We start from the raw sequence: 19,592 nt of genomic DNA, 5'->3' as shown, positions 1-19,592 counted from the left end.
CTATGGGTTGGAGGGGGTTGGAGGGAGCATGATCGGATCGGCGCCGTGGTTGCACAAGCGGGCGCGCGCGACAAGATCCGAGGAAACGCGCGCCGCCGGTTTTGCCGGCCCCGTGGCACGGATCCCCCGGCGCACGGCTCCGCCGTGGCAAGGCCTCCCCGGGGCCGGCCCGCGGAGCGAACCGACACGACATTCAACATGACATACCAGATATAACGGAATGGAAACGACGCCATGACCGCCGCGCTGATCGACCTGGGATCGGACCCTTTCGCCCTCTTCGCCGCCTGGATGCAGGACGCCGAGCAGGCCGAACCCAACGACGCCAACGCCATGGCCCTGGCGACCGCCACGCCGGACGGCCGCCCGTCGCTGCGCATGATCCTGCTCAAGGGCGCCGACGCGCGGGGCTTCGTCTTCTATACCAATCTCGAAAGCCGCAAGGCCGGCGAACTGGCCGAAAACCCGCAGGCCGCCCTGCTGTTCCACTGGAAGAGCCTGCGCCGCCAGATCCGCATCGAAGGCACGGTCCAGCCCGTCACCGAAGCCGAGGCCGACGCCTATTTCGCCAGCCGCTCGCGCATCTCCCGCCTGGGCGCCATCGCGTCCGACCAGTCGCGCCCCCTGGCCGACCGCGCGATCTTCGAAGACCGCCTCGCCGCGCTCCAGGACCGCTATCCCGAAGGCGCCGCCATCCCCCGTCCCGCGAACTGGTCCGGCTTCCGCCTGGTGCCCGACCGGATCGAATTCTGGCAGGATCGCCCCCACCGCCTGCATGATCGCGCCGTCTGGCTGCGCCGCGACGCGGGGTGGGAGGTCACGCGCCTCTATCCCTGATCCCCGTTCCTCTGCTCTTATCTCAGCCTGTGCCCAGGATGCCGTTCGCCAGGTCCTCGTTCCCGGGACCGCGTTCATAGGATGACGGAGACATGCACTTGAAAATCATACAGAAAATCCTTCTGCCTCTGAACGGAACCTCCAATGCCGAAGGCGCCCTGACCACCGGCCTGCTCTTCGCCCGGCAGTTCGGCGGCCATATCGCGGCACTCCATGTCCGCGCCGACAGCCGCGAGGTCGCGCCGCTGGCCGGCGAGGGCCTGTCCGGCGCGATGGTCGAGGAAATGATGTCGGCGGCCGAGCGCGAGGGCGCGCGCCGGGCCCTCTCGGTGCGCGAGGCATTCGACCATTTCACCCTGCAGAACGGCATCGCCGTCACCGGCCCCATCCCGCCCTTCCACGGCAACCCGACCGGCACCGCCACCGCCAGCTTCGTCACCATGACGGGCCGCGAGCACGAAGTCGTGACCTACCGCGCCCGCCTCTCCGACGTCACGATCGTCGCCCATCCCGATTCCGGCGAGGAAGTCTCCTCCTCCGAGACTCTCCACGCCATCCTGTTCGACAGCGGCCGCCCGGTGATCATCGCGCCGCGCCAGGTGCCGCAGACCGCCGGCCGGCGCATCTGCATCGCCTGGAACGGCACCGCGGAAGCCACCGCCGCCCTGCACCACATCCTCCCCTGGGCCGCCGAGGCCGAGGCCGTGCGCATCCTCTATTCCGCCGACTATCAGCGCCGCGGCCCCGAGGCCCGCCATGCCGCGGAATATCTCGCCATCCACGGGATCGAGGCCGACCTGCTGGAATTCAGCAATCCCGACGAAACCGTCGGCGCCAACCTGCTGGCCGCCTGCCGCGATTTCGGCGCCGACATGCTGACCATGGGCGCCTATTCCCACTCGCGCCTGCGTCAGTTGATCCTGGGCGGCGTCACCCGCCACGTCCTGGAAAACGCCGAACTGCCGGTGCTGATGAGCCGCTGATCCCGCGCTAGTGTCCTGCCCGAGAAATTCTTATGAGAATTTCTCGGATCAGCAGGCCACTAAAATATTGATTCCAGTGTCTTTTCGATTCCAAAATTCGCAAGCGAATTTTGGAATCGGGACACTAGGACTGCGCAGTATTATGCGCAGTCCCGCGTTGGCGGCCGTCCCTTGCCGGTCCCGTCCGCCAACGCCCGCCGCATGGGGGCCATGCCGATTACTACATCTTCATGACGTATATTCCGCTTGAATATCCGCGATAGAGGCATTAGATCGGCCAAAAGCACGAACATTTCTCGTGCAATAGGGAATGTGGATCGTGACCGTGGAGATAGACCAGACGATCATCGACGCCATCGCGCAAGCCGGGGTGCAGGCCGGGGCGCAGGCAGACGCACGGGCCGGCGGCACGTCCGCCATCCTGCGCGCCGCGCTCACCGGCCCGCTGCGCGGGCGCATCGCCCTCGTTTCGTCCTTCGGCTCGGAATCCGCGGTGATGCTGGCCTTCGCCGCCGACATCGACCCGGCGGTCCCGGTGCTCTTCCTCGAAACCGGCCAGCATTTCCCCGAAACCCTGGCCTATCGCGACCAGCTCACCGCCCATCTGGGCCTCAGCGACGTGCGCAGCCTCCGCCCGGCCGAGCGGCAGCTCCAGGACCGCGACCCCCAGGGCCAGCTCTGGGCGTTCGACCCCGATGCCTGCTGCGCCCTGCGCAAGGTCGAACCGCTGGACGAGGCGATGATCCCCTTCGCCGCCTGGCTGACCGGCCGCAAGCGCGCGCAGGCCGCCACCCGCGCCCAGTTGCCGATCGTCGAGCGCGCCCGGGACGGCCGGCTCAAGATCAACCCGCTGGCCCACTGGACTCCGGCCGAACTGGATGCCGAGATGACCCGCCGCGCCCTGCCCCGCCATCCGCTGGCCGGCCTGGGCTACAGATCGATCGGCTGCGCCCCCTGCACCCGCCCGGTGGGCGAGGGCGAGGATGCGCGCGCCGGCCGCTGGGCCGGCCTGGCCAAGACCGAATGCGGCATCCATGCCTGACGCCACACCCGGCACCGCCCGCCACACCCGTTCACCGCGCCTGAAAGAATCCCCCGTCATGGACGATCTCGACCAACTCGAAGCCCAGAGCGTTTACATCCTGCGCGAGGCGTACCGGAAGCTGAAGCCCCTGGCCATGCTTTGGTCGCTCGGCAAGGATTCCAACGTCATGCTCTGGCTGGCCCGCAAGGCGTTCCTCGGTCGCGTGCCGTTCCCGGTGATGCATGTCGATACCGGCAAGAAATTCCCCGAGATGTACCGTTTCCGCGACGAATACGCGCGCAAATGGGAACTGGAGCTGCTGCTGGGCGAATGCCCCCCGGTCGAGGAGATCGACCCGACCCTGCCGCCGGCCGCCCGCTCGGCCGCGCGCAAGACGGCCGGCCTCGCCGCGATGATCGAGAAATACAAGCTCGAGGGCGTGATCGCCGGCATCCGCCGCGACGAGCAGGCCACCCGCGCCAAGGAACGCATCTTCAGCCCGCGCGGCTCCAGCCACAAATGGGACGTGCGCAACCAGCCGCCCGAATTCTGGGACCAGTACGCCACCCCGCATGAAGAGGGCGTGCATATCCGCGTCCACCCCCTGCTGGCATGGCGCGAAATCGATATCTGGCGCTATATCGAGCGCGAGGGCATCCCGCTGGTCGATCTCTATTTCGCCAGGAACGGCAAGCGCTACCGCTCGCTGGGCGACCAGGACATCACCAGCCCGATCGACAGCGACGCCGCCACGGTGGCCGAAGTGATCGCCGAACTGCAGACCACCCGCACGTCCGAACGCGCGGGCCGCGCCATGGACCACGAATCCGAGGACGCGTTCGAGCGTCTGCGCGTCGCCGGCTATCTCTGACCCACGGACGGACCGAGGCAAATTATGAGCATTGATATCGCGGCCCGTCAGGATGCGGCCACCCCCATCGTCATCGTGGGCCATGTCGATCACGGCAAATCGACCCTGATCGGCCGCCTGCTGCACGATACCGACAACCTGCCCGAGGGCCGGGTGGCGCAGATCGTCGAATCCTCCAAGAAGCGCGGCCTGAAGATCGAGTGGAGCTTCCTGCTCGACAGCCTGCAGATCGAACGCGACCAGGGCGTGACCGTCGATTCGACGCGCATCCCCTTCCATCTGGACGCGCGCCAGTTCGTCATCGTCGACGCGCCGGGCCACCGGCAGTTCCTGCGCAACATGATCACCGGCGCCGCCGATGCCGAGGCCGCGGTCCTGGTCGTCGACGCGGCCGAGGGCGCGCAGGAACAGACGCGCCGCCATGCCATGCTGCTGCGCCTGATCGGCATCCGCCACGTGATCGTGCTGATGAACAAGGTCGACCTGCTGGACTACGACCAGGCCCGCATCGCCGAATCCGAACGCGCGGTCGCTGCCCTGCTCCGCCAGCTCGACATCGAACCCAGCCTGTTCGTCCCCGCCTCGGCGCGCGAAGGCGACAATATCGCCGCCCGCTCGCCCCATATGGGCTGGTACCAGGGCCCGACCCTGACCGAGGCCCTGGCCCAGGTCCCCGCCCCCTCGGGCCGCGCCGACCTGCCGCTGCGCCTGCCGGTGCAGGACGTCTACCGCTTCGACAACAAGCGCGTGGTCGCCGGCCGCATCGAACGCGGCCGCGTCACCGTGGGCGACAGCCTGGTGATCGGCACCCACGGCACGCTGGCCCGCGTCGCCTCGATCGAAAGCTGGCATGCCGCGCCGCAGATCTCCGCGGTCGCCGGCCAGTCGGTGGCCATCACCCTCGAACCCGACGTCATCCCCGACCGCGGCGACCTGCTGCACACGCCGGACGCGGCGCCGGTCCGCGCGGCGCGCATCCGCACCCGCCTGTTCTGGCTGCGCCAGGAACCGCTGCGCGTCGGCGAGAGCTTCCGCCTGCGCCTGGCCACCGCCGAACACCAGGTCACCGTGGCCTCGATCGATTCCGTGGTGCGCCTCGACGATCTGACCGAACACGCCGCCGACCACGTCCCGCCCGAGGGCTTCGCCGAAATCACCCTGGCGGCGTCGGAAAGCATCCTGTTCGACCCGTTCACCCCCGGCACCACCGACGGGCGCGGCGTGCTGGTCGACCGCAACCAGCGCATCGTCGGCGGCGCACCGCTGATCGGCCCGGCCGCGATCGCCACCGGCACCCGCGCCATCCACCCGACCGACAGCACCGTCTCGCTGTGGGACCGCGCCCAGGCGCGCGGCCATCACGGCGGCGTCTTCTGGATGACCGGCCTGCCCGGCGCGGGCAAGAGCACGATCGCCCGCGCGGCGGAATCCCGCCTCTTCGCCCAGGGGATCGACGTGTCGGTGCTCGACGGCGACACGCTGCGCGCCGGCCTGTGCGCCGATCTCGGCTTCTCCGAAGCCGATCGGACGGAAAATGTCCGCCGCGCCGCCGCGGTCGCCCGCATCCTGGCCGAAACCGGGCAGGTCGTGCTGGTCGCGCTGATCTCGCCGCGCGCCGCCGACCGCGACCTGGCGCGCCAGGTCGTCGGCGAGGGGTTCCAGGAAATCTTCGTCGATGCCGACCAGGCCGTCTGCGAATCCCGCGACCCCAAGGGCCTCTACGCCGCGGCGCGCGCCGGCCGCATCACCGGCTTCACCGGCATCGACGCGCCCTATGACGTGCCGGAAAACCCCGACCTCCGCCTGGCCACCGGCCAGGGCAGCGTCGCCGAGACCGCCGACCGCCTGGCCGCCCACGTGGCCGGCACCGTGCTGCTGGGCGACGCCGCCCGCCGCCGCTCGTAACCCGCGCCGCCGCCCCGCTTCGCCGGGGCGGCGCAGCCTGGACAACCCCGCCCGCCGACGCCATGTCATCATGGATGCGGGCCGGCCGGACTCCGGACGCAACAAGGACTGATCGCACGTGGATGTCAGGAACAACCGCCGCCAGGCGGGCGGATCGAGCGTGGTGACCGCCAACCGGCTGCTGGACGGGCGCATCGTCTGGCTGGCCGAGGACGGCGTATGGTCCGACCGCATCGACGCCGCCAAGGTCTTCGCCAATGATGGCCCCCAAGGTGGCTCCGAGCGCGGCTCCGAGGGCGGATCCAACGGGGGAATCGAATCCGTGATCGCCGCCGTGGCCGCCCGCCAGCAGGCCGACGGCGTGGTCGGCGTCTACGGCGTGCAACTGCGCGATGACAGCGCCACGCCCGTGCCCGCCACGGTGCGCGAACGCATCCGCGCCTTCGGCCCCTCCGTCCATCCGGAATTCGCCCCCTTCACCGAGGCCACCACCAATGTCCGCTGAAGCAGAAACCCTCGCAGACGCCGCGCCCGCGCTGCCGGTCGGGCATTACGCCTACGACCAGGTGGACCGCGCCTTCCTGCATGACCGGGTCGAACAGTTCCGCGACCAGGTCGCCCGCCGCATCTCCGGCGCCCTGTCCGAGGATGAATTCAAGCCGCTGCGCCTGATGAACGGGCTGTATCTGCAGCTCCACGCCTACATGCTGCGGATCGCCATTCCCTACGGCATGCTGGATTCCCGGCAGATGCGCGAACTCGCGCATATCGCCCGCACCTATGACCGCGATTACGGCCATTTCACCACCCGCCAGAACCTCCAGTTCAACTGGATCCGGCTCGAGGACACGCCCGACATCCTCGCCCGCCTGGCGTCGGTGGACATGCACGCCATCCAGACCAGCGGCAACTGCATCCGCAACGTGACCTGCGACCAGTTCGCGGGCGCGGCCGCCGACGAGCTGGTCGATCCGCGCGTCCATGCCGAAATCCTGCGGCAATGGTCGACCCTGCATCCCGAATTCTCGTTCCTGCCCCGCAAGTTCAAGATCGCGGTCAGCGGCAGCCCGCACGACCGCGTCGCCGCGCGCTTCCACGATATCGGGCTGGTGGCCAAGCCGGGCCACGGCGGCAAGGTGGTGTTCGACGTCTTCGTCGGCGGCGGCATGGGCCGCACTCCGCTGGTCGGCGTGCATCTGCGCGACAACCTGCCCGAGGAAGACCTCCTCGCCTATCTCGAGGCCATGGTCCGCGTCTATAACGAGTACGGACGCCGCGACAATATCTACAAGGCCCGGATCAAGATCCTGGTCCAGGCCCTGGGCGCCGAAGGCTACCGCGCCAGGGTCGATGCCGAATTCGCCGCCATGGACCGCGCGCGCTACCGCCTGCCGCCCGAAACGGTGGCCGCCATCCGCGCGCGCTTCGGCACGCCCGACCTCGCCGCCCCCGCCGGCGCCGCCGAAAGCCTGGCCGCCGCCCGCGCCGCCGACCGCGCCTTCGACCGCTGGGCGCGCACCAACACCCATCCCCACCGGCATCCCGGCTATGTCTCCGCCGTCATCTCGCTCAAGCCCGACGGCGGCATCCCGGGCGACGCCACCGCGGCGCAGATGGACCGCATCGCCGACCTCGCCGACCGCTTCTCGTTCGGCGAAATCCGCATCACCCACATGCAGAACATCGTGCTGGGCCATGTCCGGCAGGACCAGCTCCACGCCTTGTGGCAGGATCTGCGCGCCGTGGGTCTCGCCACCGCCAATATCGGGCTGATCGGCGACATCATCGCCTGCCCCGGGCTCGATTACTGCTCGCTGGCCAATGCCCGCTCGATCCCGATCGCGCAGAAGCTCAGCGCCCGCTTCGCCAGCCCCGAACTGCAGGAAACCATCGGCGACCTGCAGATCAAGATCTCGGGCTGCATCAATGCCTGCGGCCACCACCATGCCGGCCATATCGGCATCCTGGGCGTGGACAAGAAAGGCGAGGAATTCTTCCAGCTCACCCTGGGCGGCTCGGCCGGCAACGATGCCGCCGTCGGCCAGATCCTGGGCCCGGCTCTGCCCGAGGACGCGACGGTCGACGCCATCGCCCGCCTGGTCGACGCCTATCTGGTCCACCGCAACACGGGCGAGCGTTTCCTGGATACCTACCGGCGGCTCGGCGCCGCGCTTTTCAAGGATGCCGTCTATGCCGTTGCTTGAAAACGGACAGGTCGTCGAAGACCCCTGGACCATGGTCGGCCCCGACGACCCGCTGCCCCCCACGGGCGCGGTGCCCGGGGATGCAGTGCCCGGGGATGCAGTCATCGTGCCGCTCTCCCGGCTCGAGGAAGGGCTGGCCCGCCCCCCCGGCGGCAAGCTGGGCGTCGCCCTGGCCCCGGACGACGAAATCGCCGTCCTGCGCACCGCCCTGCCCCGGCTGGCGCTGGTCGCCGTCACCTTTCCCACCTTCCGCGACGGCCGCGCCTTCAGCCAGTGCCGCGCCTTGCGCGAACATCTGGACTTTCCGGGCGAAATCCGCGTCACCGGCCGCCCTTTGCCGGACCAGTACGAATTCCTACTGCGCTGCGGCGCCTCCACCGTCCTGCTGCCCGAAGGCGACGATCCCGCGACCTGGGCCCGCGCCCATGCGCGCTTCACCACCGCCTACCAGCCGGCGGTGCGCGACGAACGGGCCGAAGGCTTCGGACTGCGCCGTCTCCTGGGCCGCCTCCCGGCCTGAGCCCTTCCGCCCGGCGGTCGCCTATGCTACCGCCGGGCCATGACACGTCTTCCCGCCCGCCGATGCTGAAGCGCCTCCTGGCCGGAAGGCCCGGTCGCGCCCCGGCCTTCCGCGTTCTGGCCATCGCCGCGCTGCGTGCCTATCTGGGCTTCGCCCTGCGCACCACGCGCTGGACGTTCGACATCCACCCCGACGCCACCCCCCTGCTGACCGGCAGGGACGGACAAACCGCCCTGGTGGCCTTCTGGCATGAAACGCTGGTGCTCACCCCGGCCCTGTGGTGGTGGGCCCGGTCGCAGAACCCGTCCCTGCGCCTGCATGTGCTGATCAGCCGCAACCGCGACGGGCAGATGATCACCGACATCGTCGCCCCGTGGGGGATCGCGGCCATCGCCGGCTCGACCGACCGCAAGGACAAGAGCAGGAACGGGGGCCGGAAGGAAAGCAAGGGCGGGGCCGCCGCCTTGCGTCGCCTGCTCGACTGCCTGCGCGCGGGCAGCCTGGTCGTGATCACCCCCGACGGCCCACGCGGCCCGCGCCGCCAGGTCCAGCCCGGTCTCGTCGGGCTGGCCCGGCTCTCCGGCACGCCGGTCGTCCCGGTCGGGGCCGCCTGCCGCGCCCGGCGGCTGGGCAGTTGGGACCGGATGCTGATCCCGCTGCCCTTCGGGCGCGGCCGCATGGTCTGCGGCGCGCCGATCACCCTCACCAGCGACGACGGTACCGCCGCCGATCGGATCGGCCAGGCGATCGATGCCGCGACCGCCGCCGCCCACGCGCCCCCCTCCGCCCGGCTCTCCCGGCCCCTGCTCACTCATGCATGGGCCCTCCTCGCCACCGCCCTCGCCCCGGCGCTGACCCTGCTGCTGCGCCGCCGGCTGGCGATCGGCAAGGAACGGCGCGACCGGTTGCGGGAACGGATGGGCTTCACCGCCCGCCCGCGTCCGCCCGGCCGGCTCATCTGGCTGCACGCCGCCAGCGTGGGCGAAAGCCTGTCGATCCTGCCGGTGATCGAACGGCTGGCGGCGCGCGATCCGGCGCTGCACGTCCTCGTCACCACCGCGACCGTCACCGCCGCCGCCCTGCTGGACCAACGATTGCAGGCCGCCCCATGGGGCGGCCGGGTGATCCATCAGTTCGTGCCGCTGGACGTACCCCGCTGGCTGGGCCGCTTCCTGCGCCATTGGCGGCCCGACGCCGCCGCCCTGACCGAAAGCGAACTCTGGCCCAACCTGGTCGAATCCTGCGCCCGGGCCGCCATCCCCATCGCGCTGCTCAACGCCCGCATGTCGGATCGCGCCCAGGCAGGCTGGCGGCGCGCCCCGGCCCTGGCACGGCGCATGTTCGGCCATTTCGCCTTCATCGCCGCCCGCTCGGAATCGGACGCCGCCCGCCTGCGCGCCCTCGGCGCCGGATCGGTCGACGTCCCCGGCGACCTCAAGAACGCCGCCGCCCCCCTGCCCTGCGACCCGGCCGGACTGGACCGGCTCCGCAGGCAACTCGCCGGCCGCCCGGTCTGGCTCGCCGCCTCGACCCATGCGGGCGAGGAAGAGCAGATCGCCCAGGCCGACCAGTTGCTCCGCGCGCGCCATCCCGGCCTGCTGACCCTCATTGTGCCGCGCCACCCCGAACGCGGCGCCGAGATCGCGTCCCGCCTCGGCAACCCGCCCCGTCGCGCCGCCGGCGCCCCGCCCGGACCCGCCGACCGGTTCTGGATCTGCGACACGCTGGGCGAACTCGGCCTGTTCTATCGCGCCGTCCCCATCGTCTTCCTCGGCAACAGCCTTCCCGGCCCCGGCCGGCGCGGCGGCCATAACCCGCTGGAACCGGCCCGCCTCGGCGCCGCCCTCGCCTCCGGCCCGCTGACCGGCAATTTCGCCGACGCCTTCGCCCGGCTCGGCGCGGCGGACGCCGTCGCGATCACGCCCGACCCCGCCGCCCTCGCCGGCTGGGTCGATGCGCTGCTCTCCGATCCCACCCGGCAGGACGCCGCCGCCCGGCGGGCGCGGGACGCCGCGACGATCGACCCGGACCTGCCCGACCGCCTCGCCGCGCGCCTGCTGGCGCTCATCGCGCCCTGATGCGCCCGCCCGCCTTCTGGTCCGACCGGCGGGGCGGCGGCTGGCCGGCCCGGCTGCTGTCCCCCGCCGCCGCGCTCTACGCCCTGGCCACCGCCCGGCGGATGCGGCGGCCGGGCTGGCGCGCGCCGATACCGGTCCTGTGCTGCGGCAACCTCACCGCCGGCGGCACGGGCAAGACCACGCTCGCGCTCGATCTCGGCGCCCGCCTGCTGGCACGCGGCCGGGCGGTGCATTTCCTCACCCGCGGCTATGGCGGCCGCCTGCGCGGCCCGCTGCGCGTCGATCCCGCCCGCCACACCGCCGCCGACGTGGGCGACGAGGCCCTGCTGCTCGCGCAGCTCGCCCCCTGCCACGTCTCCGCCGACCGCGCCGCCGGCGCCCGCGCCGCGATCGCGGCGGGCGCGGACTGCCTGGTGATGGATGACGGGTTCCAGAATCCGGGCCTGCACCAGGACATGCCGCTTCTGGTCATCGACGGCGCCGGCGGCTTCGGCAGCCGCCATGTCCTCCCCGCCGGCCCGCTGCGCGAACCCGTCGCCGCCGGCTGCAGCCGCGCCCGCGCCGCCATCCTGATCGGCGACGACGAAACCGGAGCCCTCGCCCAGCTCCCTGCCAGCCTGCCGGTCCTGCGCGCCGACCTTGCCATGCAGGACGCCGCCCCCCTCCTCGCCGGCCGCCCCGCCGTCGCCTTCGCCGGCATCGGCCGGCCCGGCAAATTCTTCGACGGCCTGCGCCGGCAGGATATCACGCTGGCCGCATGCGTGCCCTTCCCCGACCACTACCCCTACCGCGCCCAGGATATCCGCCGCCTGCGCGCCCTGGCCGCCCGCCACGGCGCCGCCCTGCTCACCACCGCCAAGGACGCCATCCGCCTGCCGAACTATATACATCGGGATATAATCACCATCGGCGTCCACCTGACCTGGCCCCAGCCCACCGCCCCCGACCACCTGCTGGATCTCTTCGCCAACACCATGAAAACCCAACCCGGACCATGACCGACACCCCGCCCCGCATCACCCTCCCGATGCGCCTCGAAGCCCTCGCCGCCCGCGCCGCCCTCACCCTGCTCCGACGCCTCGGCCCCGTCCGCGCCTCAAATCTCGGCGGCGCCCTCTGCCGCACGATCGGCCCCTATCTTCCCGCCTCGAAAATCGCCGACACCAACCTCCGCCTCGCCATGCCCGAACTGGATCCCATCGCCCGCCGCACCATCATCCGCGACGTCTGGGACAATCTCGGCCGCACGGTCGGCGAATTCCCCCACCTCGCCCACCTCCCCCAAAATCCCACCAACGGCCCCGGCTGGGACATAACCGGCGCCGAGCATCTCACTGCCCAGGCCGCCCGCGGCGGCGCCGCCATCTTCGTGTCCGGCCATATCGGCAACTGGGAAATGCTCCCACCCGCCGTCGCCCGCCACGGCCTCCCCTTCGCCTCATTCTACCGCGCCGCCGGCAACCCCCTCATCGATGGCATGATCCGCACCCTGCGCGACGCAGCAATCGGAACATCAGTCCCCCTCTTCGCCAAAGGCGCACGCGGCGCACGCGGAGCCCTGGCTCATGTGGCCCGCGGCGGACGCCTCGGCATGCTTATGGACCAAAAAATGAACGACGGGATCGAAGCCCGCCTGTTCGGCCAATCCGCTATGACTGCTCCCGCCCTGGCCTCCATCGCACTCCGCTATCGCTGCCCAATCATCCCCGGCTATGTCGAACGGCTAGGCCCAGCGCGACTGCGCATTCACGTCCAAGCGCCGCTCGCATTACCCAATAGCGGCGACCGCCAAGCCGACATCTTGGCTCTGACGCAGGCTGTCAATAACCGGTTGGAAAGCTGGATCCGTGCACATCCCGGTGCCTGGCTATGGGTACACCGACGCTGGCCGAAATCTGTATATCGCAGAGGCATCTGAATGCAGAACATTGGATAACTATCCACCGCTTATGATATTCATATCGCACCAGCACCAAATCGAGGCACAAAATTTAACCTGATTACGCACTATTTTCAGCCAGGGATTTATGATACAAAACGAGAACATTTGTTGTTTTCGAGAGGCTTGATCGATGGCTCGCAACAAGGTCCAGTTTCAGAAAGGGCTAAGCGAAGCCCAATTTGACGAACTTTACGGAAGCGAAGAGAAGTGCCGAGCGGTGATCTTTGGCTGGCGTTGGCCATCTGGTTTTGAATGCCCGGCCTGCGGCGGGCGTGAGCACAGCGTCATTCAGAGCCGTGGGCAGTATCAATGCAGCGCCTGTCGGAAGCAGACGTCGCTGATCGCCGGAACGATCTTCGCGGCAACCAAGGTGCCGTTACGGACCTGGTTTCGTGCCCTGTACCATCTGACCCAGAGCAAAGGCGGCATCTCCAGCATCGAACTGGGGCGCAGGCTCGGCGTGACGCAGACCACGGCCTGGAAGATCAAGCATAAACTCGCGCAGGTAATGATGGAACGCGAGGCCGGCAAGCGACTGAAGGGACGGATCGAACTGGACGACGCCTATCTCGGCGGAGAACGCGGCGGCGGCAAGCGCGGGCGAGGATCAGCGGGCAAGACGCCGATCGTGGCCGCTGTTGAAACCACACCGCAAGGCAAGCCAATCCGCCTGAAACTCCGCCGGGTGGCCGGGTTCAGTAGGGCCGAGATCGCAAAGATGGCAAAAAACAGCTTCGACCCCGCCAGCAGCGTGGTCAGTGACGGTCTACGCTGTTTCGCCGCCGTCACCGAAGCAGGGTGCGTCCATCATCCCATCCTGACCGGTTCGGGACCAAAGGCAGGCCGCAACCCTGCTTTCAAATGGGTCAATACCGCTCTCGCCAACATCAAGAATGCCATGACCGGTACTTACCGTGCTATCCGTGACAAGCATGCGCCGCGCTATCTCGCCGAGTTCGTTTATCGCTTCAATCGCCGCTTCGACCTCGCCTCCATGATCCCTCGCCTCGGATACGCCGCCGTCAGAACCCCGCCCATGCCCTATCGCCTGCTCAAATTGGCTGAAATTAGTGCGTAATCAGGAAATTTAAAGGATCATGAGACCCTTTAGTCAGGCAATACCTGATAGGCTAAATTTTATACAAATGCACAAACATATGATTAAAATTTCATCGATTCCGTTCATGATTATTGCTTTTTTGCCACGCAAATGAAGTTCTGCCTCTTTCTGCGGCGATGACGTTTAGATTCCATTTGGCAATGCCGATAAACGCGCTCTAGCGTCTCTCTCGCTTCTTTTTCGAGGACGTTCAGATGGCCACAAGCATGACCCCGAAGGCTGGCGCCCCCTCCATCAGCAATGTCGTTCCATTGCGTGCGAGCTTTCTGCCACGCCACCGCGAATATCTGATGCGCTGGCTAGAGGCAGGCAGCTGCATGGGCCTATGCGATATCGATGTCTCGTCCCGATCCGAAAATGGAGCCATCGAACATGTGTTGATCTGGGTACGCGAAAACGCGGATCCAGCGTACCTTTTACGTCCCGAAGGCATGAAGTGGGTGTTGATCGATAATCTGCGTGATCATCGTCTCGGAGCATATCAACGCTTCGAGGCCGCCCTTTACGCCATTCGCCCTGTATTGCCCTGCGGCGCAACAGCCGCAGCATAAAGTGCCACCGCTGTCACTTAATTAACTCTGAGTGTGAACAAGATGCCCCAAAGCCGGAAGGATGATCCTCCCACCTCCGCCCGACTGAATCTGAAAGACGGCCAGATCGCGTAACGTGTGGCCGTCCAGCGTTAAACCGAAAACACCGTCCACTCCGGCAAACCCATCGGGTCGTGCCAAAGCATCGATTATATAGCCATTGGGTCGACTTCCGGGGCGCCCGCGATCCAACGCTCCGACCAGGGCTGCGGAATCATAGGACAGATCGCTCAGGGGCGTCGGCAGGCGGTGATAACGCGCCATAAATACCTGGATAAACCGCTGGCGTGCCTGCGGATCAGGTGCCGCATACCAAGCTCCATGCAGCCGACCAAGCTTGCTCGCAAACGCTCCCCACAATCCGGTCCCAAGAATCCGTACTGGGACCACTCCATCTGCAGGGACCGCTGGTTGTACCGGAGATACGTTATCAGATATTTTTTGTGTTCCGTTTATGACTTGAACTGTTTGCAGCGCATCTATGACCATCGCCAACTGCAAGCCGGTATCAGCCAGGAGCAATACGTCGAATGGAGGTGGGGCAAGCTGCGGCGAAGCAGGAGCGGCCGAAGGTTGCGTAGGGACAGACGGCACTCCACTCGGCGTTGGGATATCGGAGGCCGAAGCATCAGGCTGGGGTATCGACTTTACCGCCTGAGCCGCCGTCAATCGGGAGTCGTAATCCGATAACGTCTTCAAGCCCTGGAGAATGCTGACCTGGCTTGATGTATGATAAATAATATTTGGTTCAGGCAGGTTGCGTGCAGCGCATTCACGCGTCAATGCACTCCCCATTGCCCGCCCAAGCGCGTTGTCCGGCAGGAAGGCCGCAAAATGCTGCCGCCCCTCGGCCTGGGCCGCGATAACCAAACGCGCCACCTGCTGTTCCGGCGCGATCCCCAGCGCCCAAACGCCAGGTCGCCCCAACGACAAGTCGCTCGTATAGGCCAAGACGGGCACCGAGGCTGCCATCGCAATCTCTGATGCCTGTGCCGTATCATGGGCAGTCAAAGGCCCCAGAATCACTCCATCGCCGGCCTCCACGGCCGCACGAGCAGCGGCCGCAGCGCCTCCGGGTGCTGCGGTATCGCGGGCGTCCAGCGGAGGAGCGCCGGGCGATCCCAATGCAAGTTGAATTGCCTGAAGCATTTCCTGCCCCAGGCGGGCATTGCTGCCGGTTAGGGGCAACAGAACCCCAATGGCGCGTCCAGGCGGCTGTGAAGCAAGAGGCGGTTGCGGCGTGGCTGGAACAGGGCTGGTCGGCTCACGTCCTGGGCCCGCACAAGCCGCCACCCCTAGCAGAGATGCCATGACAAGCAGTCTGCCCTTGCGGCCTTGTATGGGAAATGTTGTATCTACCCGCGTTTTCTGCGAGCGGATTACGCATGTCTGCCTCATTTGCATCGTCCCTGCCTTTGCCTGCCGTCCGAAACACGGAGGGCTTGTCCTCCCAGCACATCGCTTCCCATAGCGAACCCGACCCCGCTCGTCATGACCTGGATGACACGATCGAAGATGCTTCGATGGACCAGAACGGGCGTGTGGGCCAATTGATCCTGGTTTCCACTCCGATCGGCAATCTGGGTGATCTGAGCGAACGGGCGATCGTGACGCTGACACATGCCGATCTCGTCCTGTGCGAGGATACGCGGGTAACGGCTCGCCTGCTGGTCGCTCGCGCGATTTCCGTGCGAACCGAAGCCCTGCACGACCATAACGAACGGGATCGCATTCCGCGGCTGCTGGAGCTTCTGAAACAGGGGCGTCGTATCGCAATTGTCTCGGACGCCGGCACCCCCCTTCTATCCGATCCGGGATATCGATTGGTGCGCGCCGCAATCGCTGAGGAAATTGCAGTCACGGCGGTTCCTGGCCCGAACGCTGCGATTACCGCGTTGACGCTCTCGGGCCTGCCGCCTCACCCGTTTTTCTTCGGAGGCTTTCTGCCGCCAAAGGGCGCCGCACGGCGGGACGTGCTGGGGCGCTTGCGCGCCGCCGAACAAGCGGGCTTTTCCGCGACCCTCATTTGGCATGAAGCGCCTCACCGGCTTCAGGCCATGCTGGCCGACCTGGCCAGCACTTTTGGCACTGACCGCCCGGCCGCCGTTGCGCGCGAATTGACCAAACGATTTGAAGAAGTACGACGCGGGCCGGTGGGCACGCTTGCGACCTGGTATGATGAGAATGCCGCACGAGGCGAAATCACCGTGCTGCTGGGGCCGCCTCCTGAAACCGACCAGGGCGCTGACGATCTGGATGCGCGCCTGGTGGCGGCTCTGGAATCCCTGTCCATCAAGGATGCCGCGACTCTGGTGGCAACCAGCATCAATTTGCCGCGCCGCACAGTGTATACCCGAGCCCTGGAGCTGGCATCCCAGAATCGGCGGGACAAAAAACCACATCGTCACTGATCGCCGATATCCGTGTTGAACAGAGCATCGGGCAATGGCTCATTGCCCCATTTTGCATTGAATAGATCGACACGCGTCTCCTGCCCTTGGGAATCAATCACTGTCCAAGATTGAAGAGACAACGGATCGTCGCGAAACATGAGTGTCAGACTTCCGTCTCCGGGCGAGGCTGTTCGCACTAATGTGATGATTACTTGTCCATTAGAATGGACAAAGTTGGTAACAGTCACATCCCCCGAAAGTTTCAGCACAGGACGCAGCAGCAACCCCAGCGGCGTGTGATCCAGCGGCAGCGTCGTCGTCTGCCCCAATTGACTGTCATTGAAGACAAGCTGTCCGTGATTGGCGACCAGGAGAAGTGCGCTTGGTTTGTTATATGCGAACCGCAACCGTCCCGGGCGATTGAGCCAGACCGTACCAGTCTCGCGCTTGCCATTCGGAGCAAGCTGCTGGAATTGCGCCTTCAGCGTTACGATCCCGTTCAGGTATGTCTGAATGCGATCCAGCCACATCCGATCCGCCGGCAAGAGCGCGGCCGCTGCCTGATCACTGGCCAATGCGCCGGTCATATTGGCGTCAGCCATGCCAATCGCCAGAACACAGACCAGAGGACGCAATGCCGAACGGACGATGCCTGAAGAATAAATCATGAGATCCGTTTCATACAGGATTGTGACCTGAGTATGCCCCACCGAGCCAACACTAGCCCGCCGATCCGATCAAGATCCCTGCCGCGAAGACCAGAGCCCCTCCCACGATGATCTGCACAACGGCCGCACCAAACGGCGTCTCCTGATAACGCCACCGCACCCAGGAAATGACGAGCAGCTCAATCACAACCACCAACACGGCCACGGCCACTGCGACAGAAAACTGACTAAGCAGGAATGGAACAGTGTGGCCTATCCCCCCGGCCGTAGTCATCAGGCCGCAGATCACGCCACGCAGCAGAGGCGCGCCACGGCCGGACAGCTTGCCGTCATCCGACAACGCCTCGGCGAACCCCATGGAAATTCCCGCGCCAACAGATGCGGCGATACCAACCAGGAACCCGTCCCACGGTTGATGCGTTGCAAACGCTGCCGCGAAGACCGGGGCCAAGGTAGAGACCGACCCATCCATCAGACCGACCAGGCCGGGCTGGATGACCTGAAGCACGAAGCGCCGACGCGCTTCCTCATCCTCATTTTCGCGTTTGTCGGCCGGAAGCCGGGCCTGTTCGATGATGCCTGCCGTCTGCTCATGCCGCTCTTCGGCGGCAGCCAAATCACCCAGCAATTTGCGCGTCGCGGCGTCGGTCGTGCGCAGAGCTGCCTGACGATAGAACCGCGCGGCCTCCAGCTCCATCTGCCGTGCGTGGCGTCGTACTGCGTCGATACCCAGCCCCTGCACCTGCCAGGCCGGACGCCGGGACATGAAGCCTGCAATATCCTGCCGGCGAACGAGAGGAATATGCGAGCCGAAGCGTTGAACGAACAAATCGATCAACTCGCGCCTATGTTCGTCCTCTTCATGCACCATATCGGTGAAAATATTGGCGGTGTCAGGATAGTTGTCACGCAACGCATATGCGAAATCCGCATATATTCGCGCATCCTCTTCTTCGTTGGAAATGGCGAGGGCAAGAATTTCTCGATCAGAGAGGGCGTTGAATTTCCGCATGGACGCTCTATGCTGCTTCAGACCGCCGCTTCGGCAAATATACGCGTGACATCGCCCTTCCAGGCATCGTGATAACGATGCAACCAATGTTCAGCCTGGGTAGGCGCACCGGCCGCAATTTCCTGTAGCGGAGCCAGAAAGCGTGTTTCATCCAGACCATTCGGGTCATACGCCGCCCGGCCGCGTAAACCGCTGGCTGCGATTTCGATCATACGCGCCGCCAGGTCGCGCACGGTACCGCCGGCCCACGGCGCCTGCAGGCCATGACGGGGCACTGCGGCACGCAATGCGGCGTACTGGGCCCACCCTTGTTCCCGAACCAGGGCATCGGCCGCGGCCAAAGCGGAATCGTCATAGAGCAATCCCACCCACAAGGCTGAAAGCGCCAGCATCATGGCGGGCGAACCGGCGTCAGCCCCGCGCATTTCCAGGAACTGCTTCACCCTGACATCGGTGAACGCGGTCGTGAGATGGTCCTCGAAGTCGCCGATGGTCGGTATCAGCCCTTCAAGGCCATGCTGGCGTTCACCTTTCATCCAGGAACGGAAGGAACGGCCCGCAACGTCCAGGATCCGCCCGTCACGCACGACGAAATACATGGGAACGTCCAGGAGCCATTCCACATATGCCCCGAAACCGAATGCGGGGTCGAAGAAGCACAAAGGCATGCCCGACCGCGCATTGTCCGTGTCTGTCCAAACCTGTGCGCGGTTCGACATGAAGCCGTTGGGGCGGCCTTCATAAAACGGCGAATTGGCAAACAGGGCGGTCGCCACCGGCTGCAACGCCAGGGCGACGCGCAGCTTGCGGGCCATGTCTGCCTCGGACGCGAAATCGAGATTGACCTGCACCGTACAAGTCCGCTGCATCATGTCCAATCCGAGCGTTCCGACCTGGGGCATATAGCGACGCATGATCGCGTATCGGCTTTTGGGCATCCACGGCATGTCCTCGCGCCGGGCGATCGGATGGAAGCCGAGCGGTGCGAACCCAACCCCAAGCGCACGTGAAATCGGACGGATCGCTTCAAAATGGCGCGCCATCTCATGCCCGGTTTCATGCAGGTCGGTCAAGGGCGCGCCCGACAGTTCAAACTGTCCCGCCGGCTCCAGGGACACCGAACTCCCCTGTGCGTCTCCCACGCCTTTCAACCCGATGAGATTGCCATCGTCGAAAATGGGCGTCCAATGTGCGCCGTCGTCCTGCCGATGCAAATCGCCCAAGATGTCTGCGATACCGTCCGGCGCGTACGGGGGAGGCATCCAGGGCTGCCGCCCCTCATTCGCCGCTTCCGGCAGAACAAAACCGAATTTCTCATGCTCTGTTCCGATCCGCCACCGGTCAGGCGACTTGGCTCCGGCATCAAGCAGACATGCCAATTGGGTGACCGATTCGATCGGGGTCGCATCTTGTTCGCCGGGATTCGACATGAGTTTCGACTAAGT

18 protein-coding genes are annotated in these 19,592 nt (G+C 66.4%); 14 read left to right on the top strand and 4 right to left on the bottom strand.

All coding sequences use genetic code 11. The features are described 5' to 3' along the window. The first annotated feature begins 234 nt into the window (after positions 1 to 234). The 13 genes from pdxH to AAC691_RS21285 all read left to right on the top strand — a co-directional run bounded on the left by pdxH (position 235) and on the right by AAC691_RS21285 (position 14,035). Positions 235 to 837, top strand: coding sequence for a pyridoxamine 5'-phosphate oxidase (pdxH, locus tag AAC691_RS21345; RefSeq protein ID WP_342628393.1), 603 nt, complete (start codon positions 235 to 237; stop codon positions 835 to 837). 98 nt (positions 838 to 935) lie between these two features. Next, positions 936 to 1,820, top strand: a complete 885-nt coding sequence (locus tag AAC691_RS21340) for a universal stress protein (protein WP_176639529.1) — start codon at positions 936 to 938, stop codon at positions 1,818 to 1,820. A 370-nt stretch (positions 1,821 to 2,190) separates the two neighbouring features. Beyond that, positions 2,191 to 2,862 (top strand): phosphoadenylyl-sulfate reductase, encoded by a 672-nt coding sequence (locus AAC691_RS21335; RefSeq protein WP_408906117.1) that lies wholly within the window; start codon positions 2,191 to 2,193, stop codon positions 2,860 to 2,862. Between the two features lie 58 nt (positions 2,863 to 2,920). After that, positions 2,921 to 3,715, top strand: coding sequence for a sulfate adenylyltransferase subunit CysD (cysD, locus tag AAC691_RS21330; protein ID WP_176641178.1), 795 nt, complete (start codon positions 2,921 to 2,923; stop codon positions 3,713 to 3,715). A 24-nt stretch (positions 3,716 to 3,739) separates the two neighbouring features. After that, on the top strand, positions 3,740 to 5,620 hold the full coding sequence (cysC, locus tag AAC691_RS21325) for an adenylyl-sulfate kinase (protein ID WP_342628392.1): 1,881 nt from the start codon (positions 3,740 to 3,742) through the stop codon (positions 5,618 to 5,620). A 118-nt stretch (positions 5,621 to 5,738) separates the two neighbouring features. Next, positions 5,739 to 6,125: a DUF2849 domain-containing protein gene (locus AAC691_RS21320; protein ID WP_342628391.1), complete on the top strand. Its 387-nt coding sequence runs from the start codon at positions 5,739 to 5,741 to the stop codon at positions 6,123 to 6,125. Further along, positions 6,115 to 7,824: a nitrite/sulfite reductase gene (locus tag AAC691_RS21315; protein WP_342628390.1), complete on the top strand. Its 1,710-nt coding sequence runs from the start codon at positions 6,115 to 6,117 to the stop codon at positions 7,822 to 7,824. Before AAC691_RS21320 ends, AAC691_RS21315 begins: the two co-directional genes overlap by 11 nt. Then, on the top strand, positions 7,811 to 8,344 hold the full coding sequence (locus tag AAC691_RS21310; protein WP_342628389.1) for a DUF934 domain-containing protein: 534 nt from the start codon (positions 7,811 to 7,813) through the stop codon (positions 8,342 to 8,344). Before AAC691_RS21315 ends, AAC691_RS21310 begins: the two co-directional genes overlap by 14 nt. A 23-nt stretch (positions 8,345 to 8,367) precedes the next feature. Then, on the top strand, positions 8,368 to 10,422 hold the full coding sequence (locus tag AAC691_RS21305) for a glycosyltransferase N-terminal domain-containing protein (protein WP_342628388.1): 2,055 nt from the start codon (positions 8,368 to 8,370) through the stop codon (positions 10,420 to 10,422). After that, complete coding sequence (gene lpxK / locus AAC691_RS21300) at positions 10,422 to 11,420, top strand: tetraacyldisaccharide 4'-kinase (RefSeq protein WP_342628387.1); 999 nt, start codon at positions 10,422 to 10,424, stop codon at positions 11,418 to 11,420. The genes AAC691_RS21305 and lpxK overlap by 1 nt, the downstream gene beginning before the upstream one ends. After that, positions 11,417 to 12,340 (top strand): lauroyl acyltransferase, encoded by a 924-nt coding sequence (locus tag AAC691_RS21295; RefSeq protein WP_342628386.1) that lies wholly within the window; start codon positions 11,417 to 11,419, stop codon positions 12,338 to 12,340. Before lpxK ends, AAC691_RS21295 begins: the two co-directional genes overlap by 4 nt. Before the next feature lie 154 nt (positions 12,341 to 12,494). Further along, positions 12,495 to 13,442, top strand: a complete 948-nt coding sequence (locus AAC691_RS21290; RefSeq protein WP_342627419.1) for an IS1595 family transposase — start codon at positions 12,495 to 12,497, stop codon at positions 13,440 to 13,442. Between the two features lie 236 nt (positions 13,443 to 13,678). After that, entirely contained in the window at positions 13,679 to 14,035 is a 357-nt protein-coding gene (locus AAC691_RS21285; protein WP_342628385.1) for a hypothetical protein, read from the top strand. A 21-nt stretch (positions 14,036 to 14,056) separates the two neighbouring features. Here the strand turns inward: AAC691_RS21285 and AAC691_RS21280 are convergent, their stop codons facing one another. Further along, positions 14,057 to 15,385, bottom strand: a complete 1,329-nt coding sequence (locus tag AAC691_RS21280) for a penicillin-binding protein activator (RefSeq protein WP_342630300.1) — start codon at positions 15,383 to 15,385, stop codon at positions 14,057 to 14,059. A 74-nt stretch (positions 15,386 to 15,459) separates the two neighbouring features. Between AAC691_RS21280 and rsmI the strand changes: the two genes are divergently transcribed. Beyond that, complete coding sequence (gene rsmI / locus AAC691_RS21275) at positions 15,460 to 16,485, top strand: 16S rRNA (cytidine(1402)-2'-O)-methyltransferase (RefSeq protein ID WP_408906030.1); 1,026 nt, start codon at positions 15,460 to 15,462, stop codon at positions 16,483 to 16,485. On the opposite strand, the gene AAC691_RS21270 is transcribed toward rsmI, so the two are convergent. Genes AAC691_RS21270 through AAC691_RS21260 form a run of 3 tightly spaced genes read right to left on the bottom strand, consistent with a single transcriptional unit; the run spans position 16,479 to position 19,577 of the window. Further along, positions 16,479 to 17,135 carry an outer membrane lipoprotein carrier protein LolA gene (locus AAC691_RS21270; RefSeq protein WP_342628384.1) on the bottom strand — a complete coding sequence of 219 codons (657 nt, stop codon included), beginning with the start codon at positions 17,133 to 17,135 and terminating at the stop codon, positions 16,479 to 16,481. The two genes, rsmI and AAC691_RS21270, sit on opposite strands and share 7 nt — an antisense overlap. 52 nt (positions 17,136 to 17,187) lie before the next feature. Then, positions 17,188 to 18,147, bottom strand: coding sequence for an iron exporter MbfA (gene mbfA, locus AAC691_RS21265; RefSeq protein ID WP_176638826.1), 960 nt, complete (start codon positions 18,145 to 18,147; stop codon positions 17,188 to 17,190). Between the two features lie 17 nt (positions 18,148 to 18,164). Beyond that, positions 18,165 to 19,577, bottom strand: a complete 1,413-nt coding sequence (locus AAC691_RS21260) for a glutamate--cysteine ligase (protein WP_342628383.1) — start codon at positions 19,575 to 19,577, stop codon at positions 18,165 to 18,167. Positions 19,578 to 19,592: the final 15 nt, after the last annotated feature.

This window comes from Nguyenibacter vanlangensis, from assembly GCF_038719015.1.
GTDB lineage: Bacteria > Pseudomonadota > Alphaproteobacteria > Acetobacterales > Acetobacteraceae > Gluconacetobacter > Gluconacetobacter vanlangensis.
Note: the sequence above shows the minus strand (reverse complement) of the source record. Positions and strands in the feature narration are given on the sequence as shown.

Excerpts from the sequence above, each read along its gene's own strand:
- pdxH (WP_342628393.1), top strand. The coding sequence starts at position 235 with ATGACCGCCGCGCTGATCGACCTGGGATCGGACCCTTTCGCCCTCTTC.
- cysD (WP_176641178.1), top strand. The coding sequence starts at position 2,921 with ATGGACGATCTCGACCAACTCGAAGCCCAGAGCGTTTACATCCTGCGC.
- cysC (WP_342628392.1), top strand. The coding sequence starts at position 3,740 with ATGAGCATTGATATCGCGGCCCGTCAGGATGCGGCCACCCCCATCGTC.
- AAC691_RS21315 (WP_342628390.1), top strand. The coding sequence starts at position 6,115 with ATGTCCGCTGAAGCAGAAACCCTCGCAGACGCCGCGCCCGCGCTGCCG.
- AAC691_RS21310 (WP_342628389.1), top strand. The coding sequence starts at position 7,811 with ATGCCGTTGCTTGAAAACGGACAGGTCGTCGAAGACCCCTGGACCATG.
- AAC691_RS21305 (WP_342628388.1), top strand. The coding sequence starts at position 8,368 with ATGCTACCGCCGGGCCATGACACGTCTTCCCGCCCGCCGATGCTGAAG.
- lpxK (WP_342628387.1), top strand. The coding sequence starts at position 10,422 with ATGCGCCCGCCCGCCTTCTGGTCCGACCGGCGGGGCGGCGGCTGGCCG.
- AAC691_RS21295 (WP_342628386.1), top strand. The coding sequence starts at position 11,417 with ATGACCGACACCCCGCCCCGCATCACCCTCCCGATGCGCCTCGAAGCC.
- AAC691_RS21290 (WP_342627419.1), top strand. The coding sequence starts at position 12,495 with ATGGCTCGCAACAAGGTCCAGTTTCAGAAAGGGCTAAGCGAAGCCCAA.
- AAC691_RS21285 (WP_342628385.1), top strand. The coding sequence starts at position 13,679 with ATGGCCACAAGCATGACCCCGAAGGCTGGCGCCCCCTCCATCAGCAAT.
- AAC691_RS21280 (WP_342630300.1), bottom strand. The coding sequence starts at position 15,385 with ATGGCATCTCTGCTAGGGGTGGCGGCTTGTGCGGGCCCAGGACGTGAG.
- rsmI (WP_408906030.1), top strand. The coding sequence starts at position 15,460 with ATGTCTGCCTCATTTGCATCGTCCCTGCCTTTGCCTGCCGTCCGAAAC.
- AAC691_RS21270 (WP_342628384.1), bottom strand. The coding sequence starts at position 17,135 with ATGATTTATTCTTCAGGCATCGTCCGTTCGGCATTGCGTCCTCTGGTC.
- mbfA (WP_176638826.1), bottom strand. The coding sequence starts at position 18,147 with ATGCGGAAATTCAACGCCCTCTCTGATCGAGAAATTCTTGCCCTCGCC.
- AAC691_RS21260 (WP_342628383.1), bottom strand. The coding sequence starts at position 19,577 with ATGTCGAATCCCGGCGAACAAGATGCGACCCCGATCGAATCGGTCACC.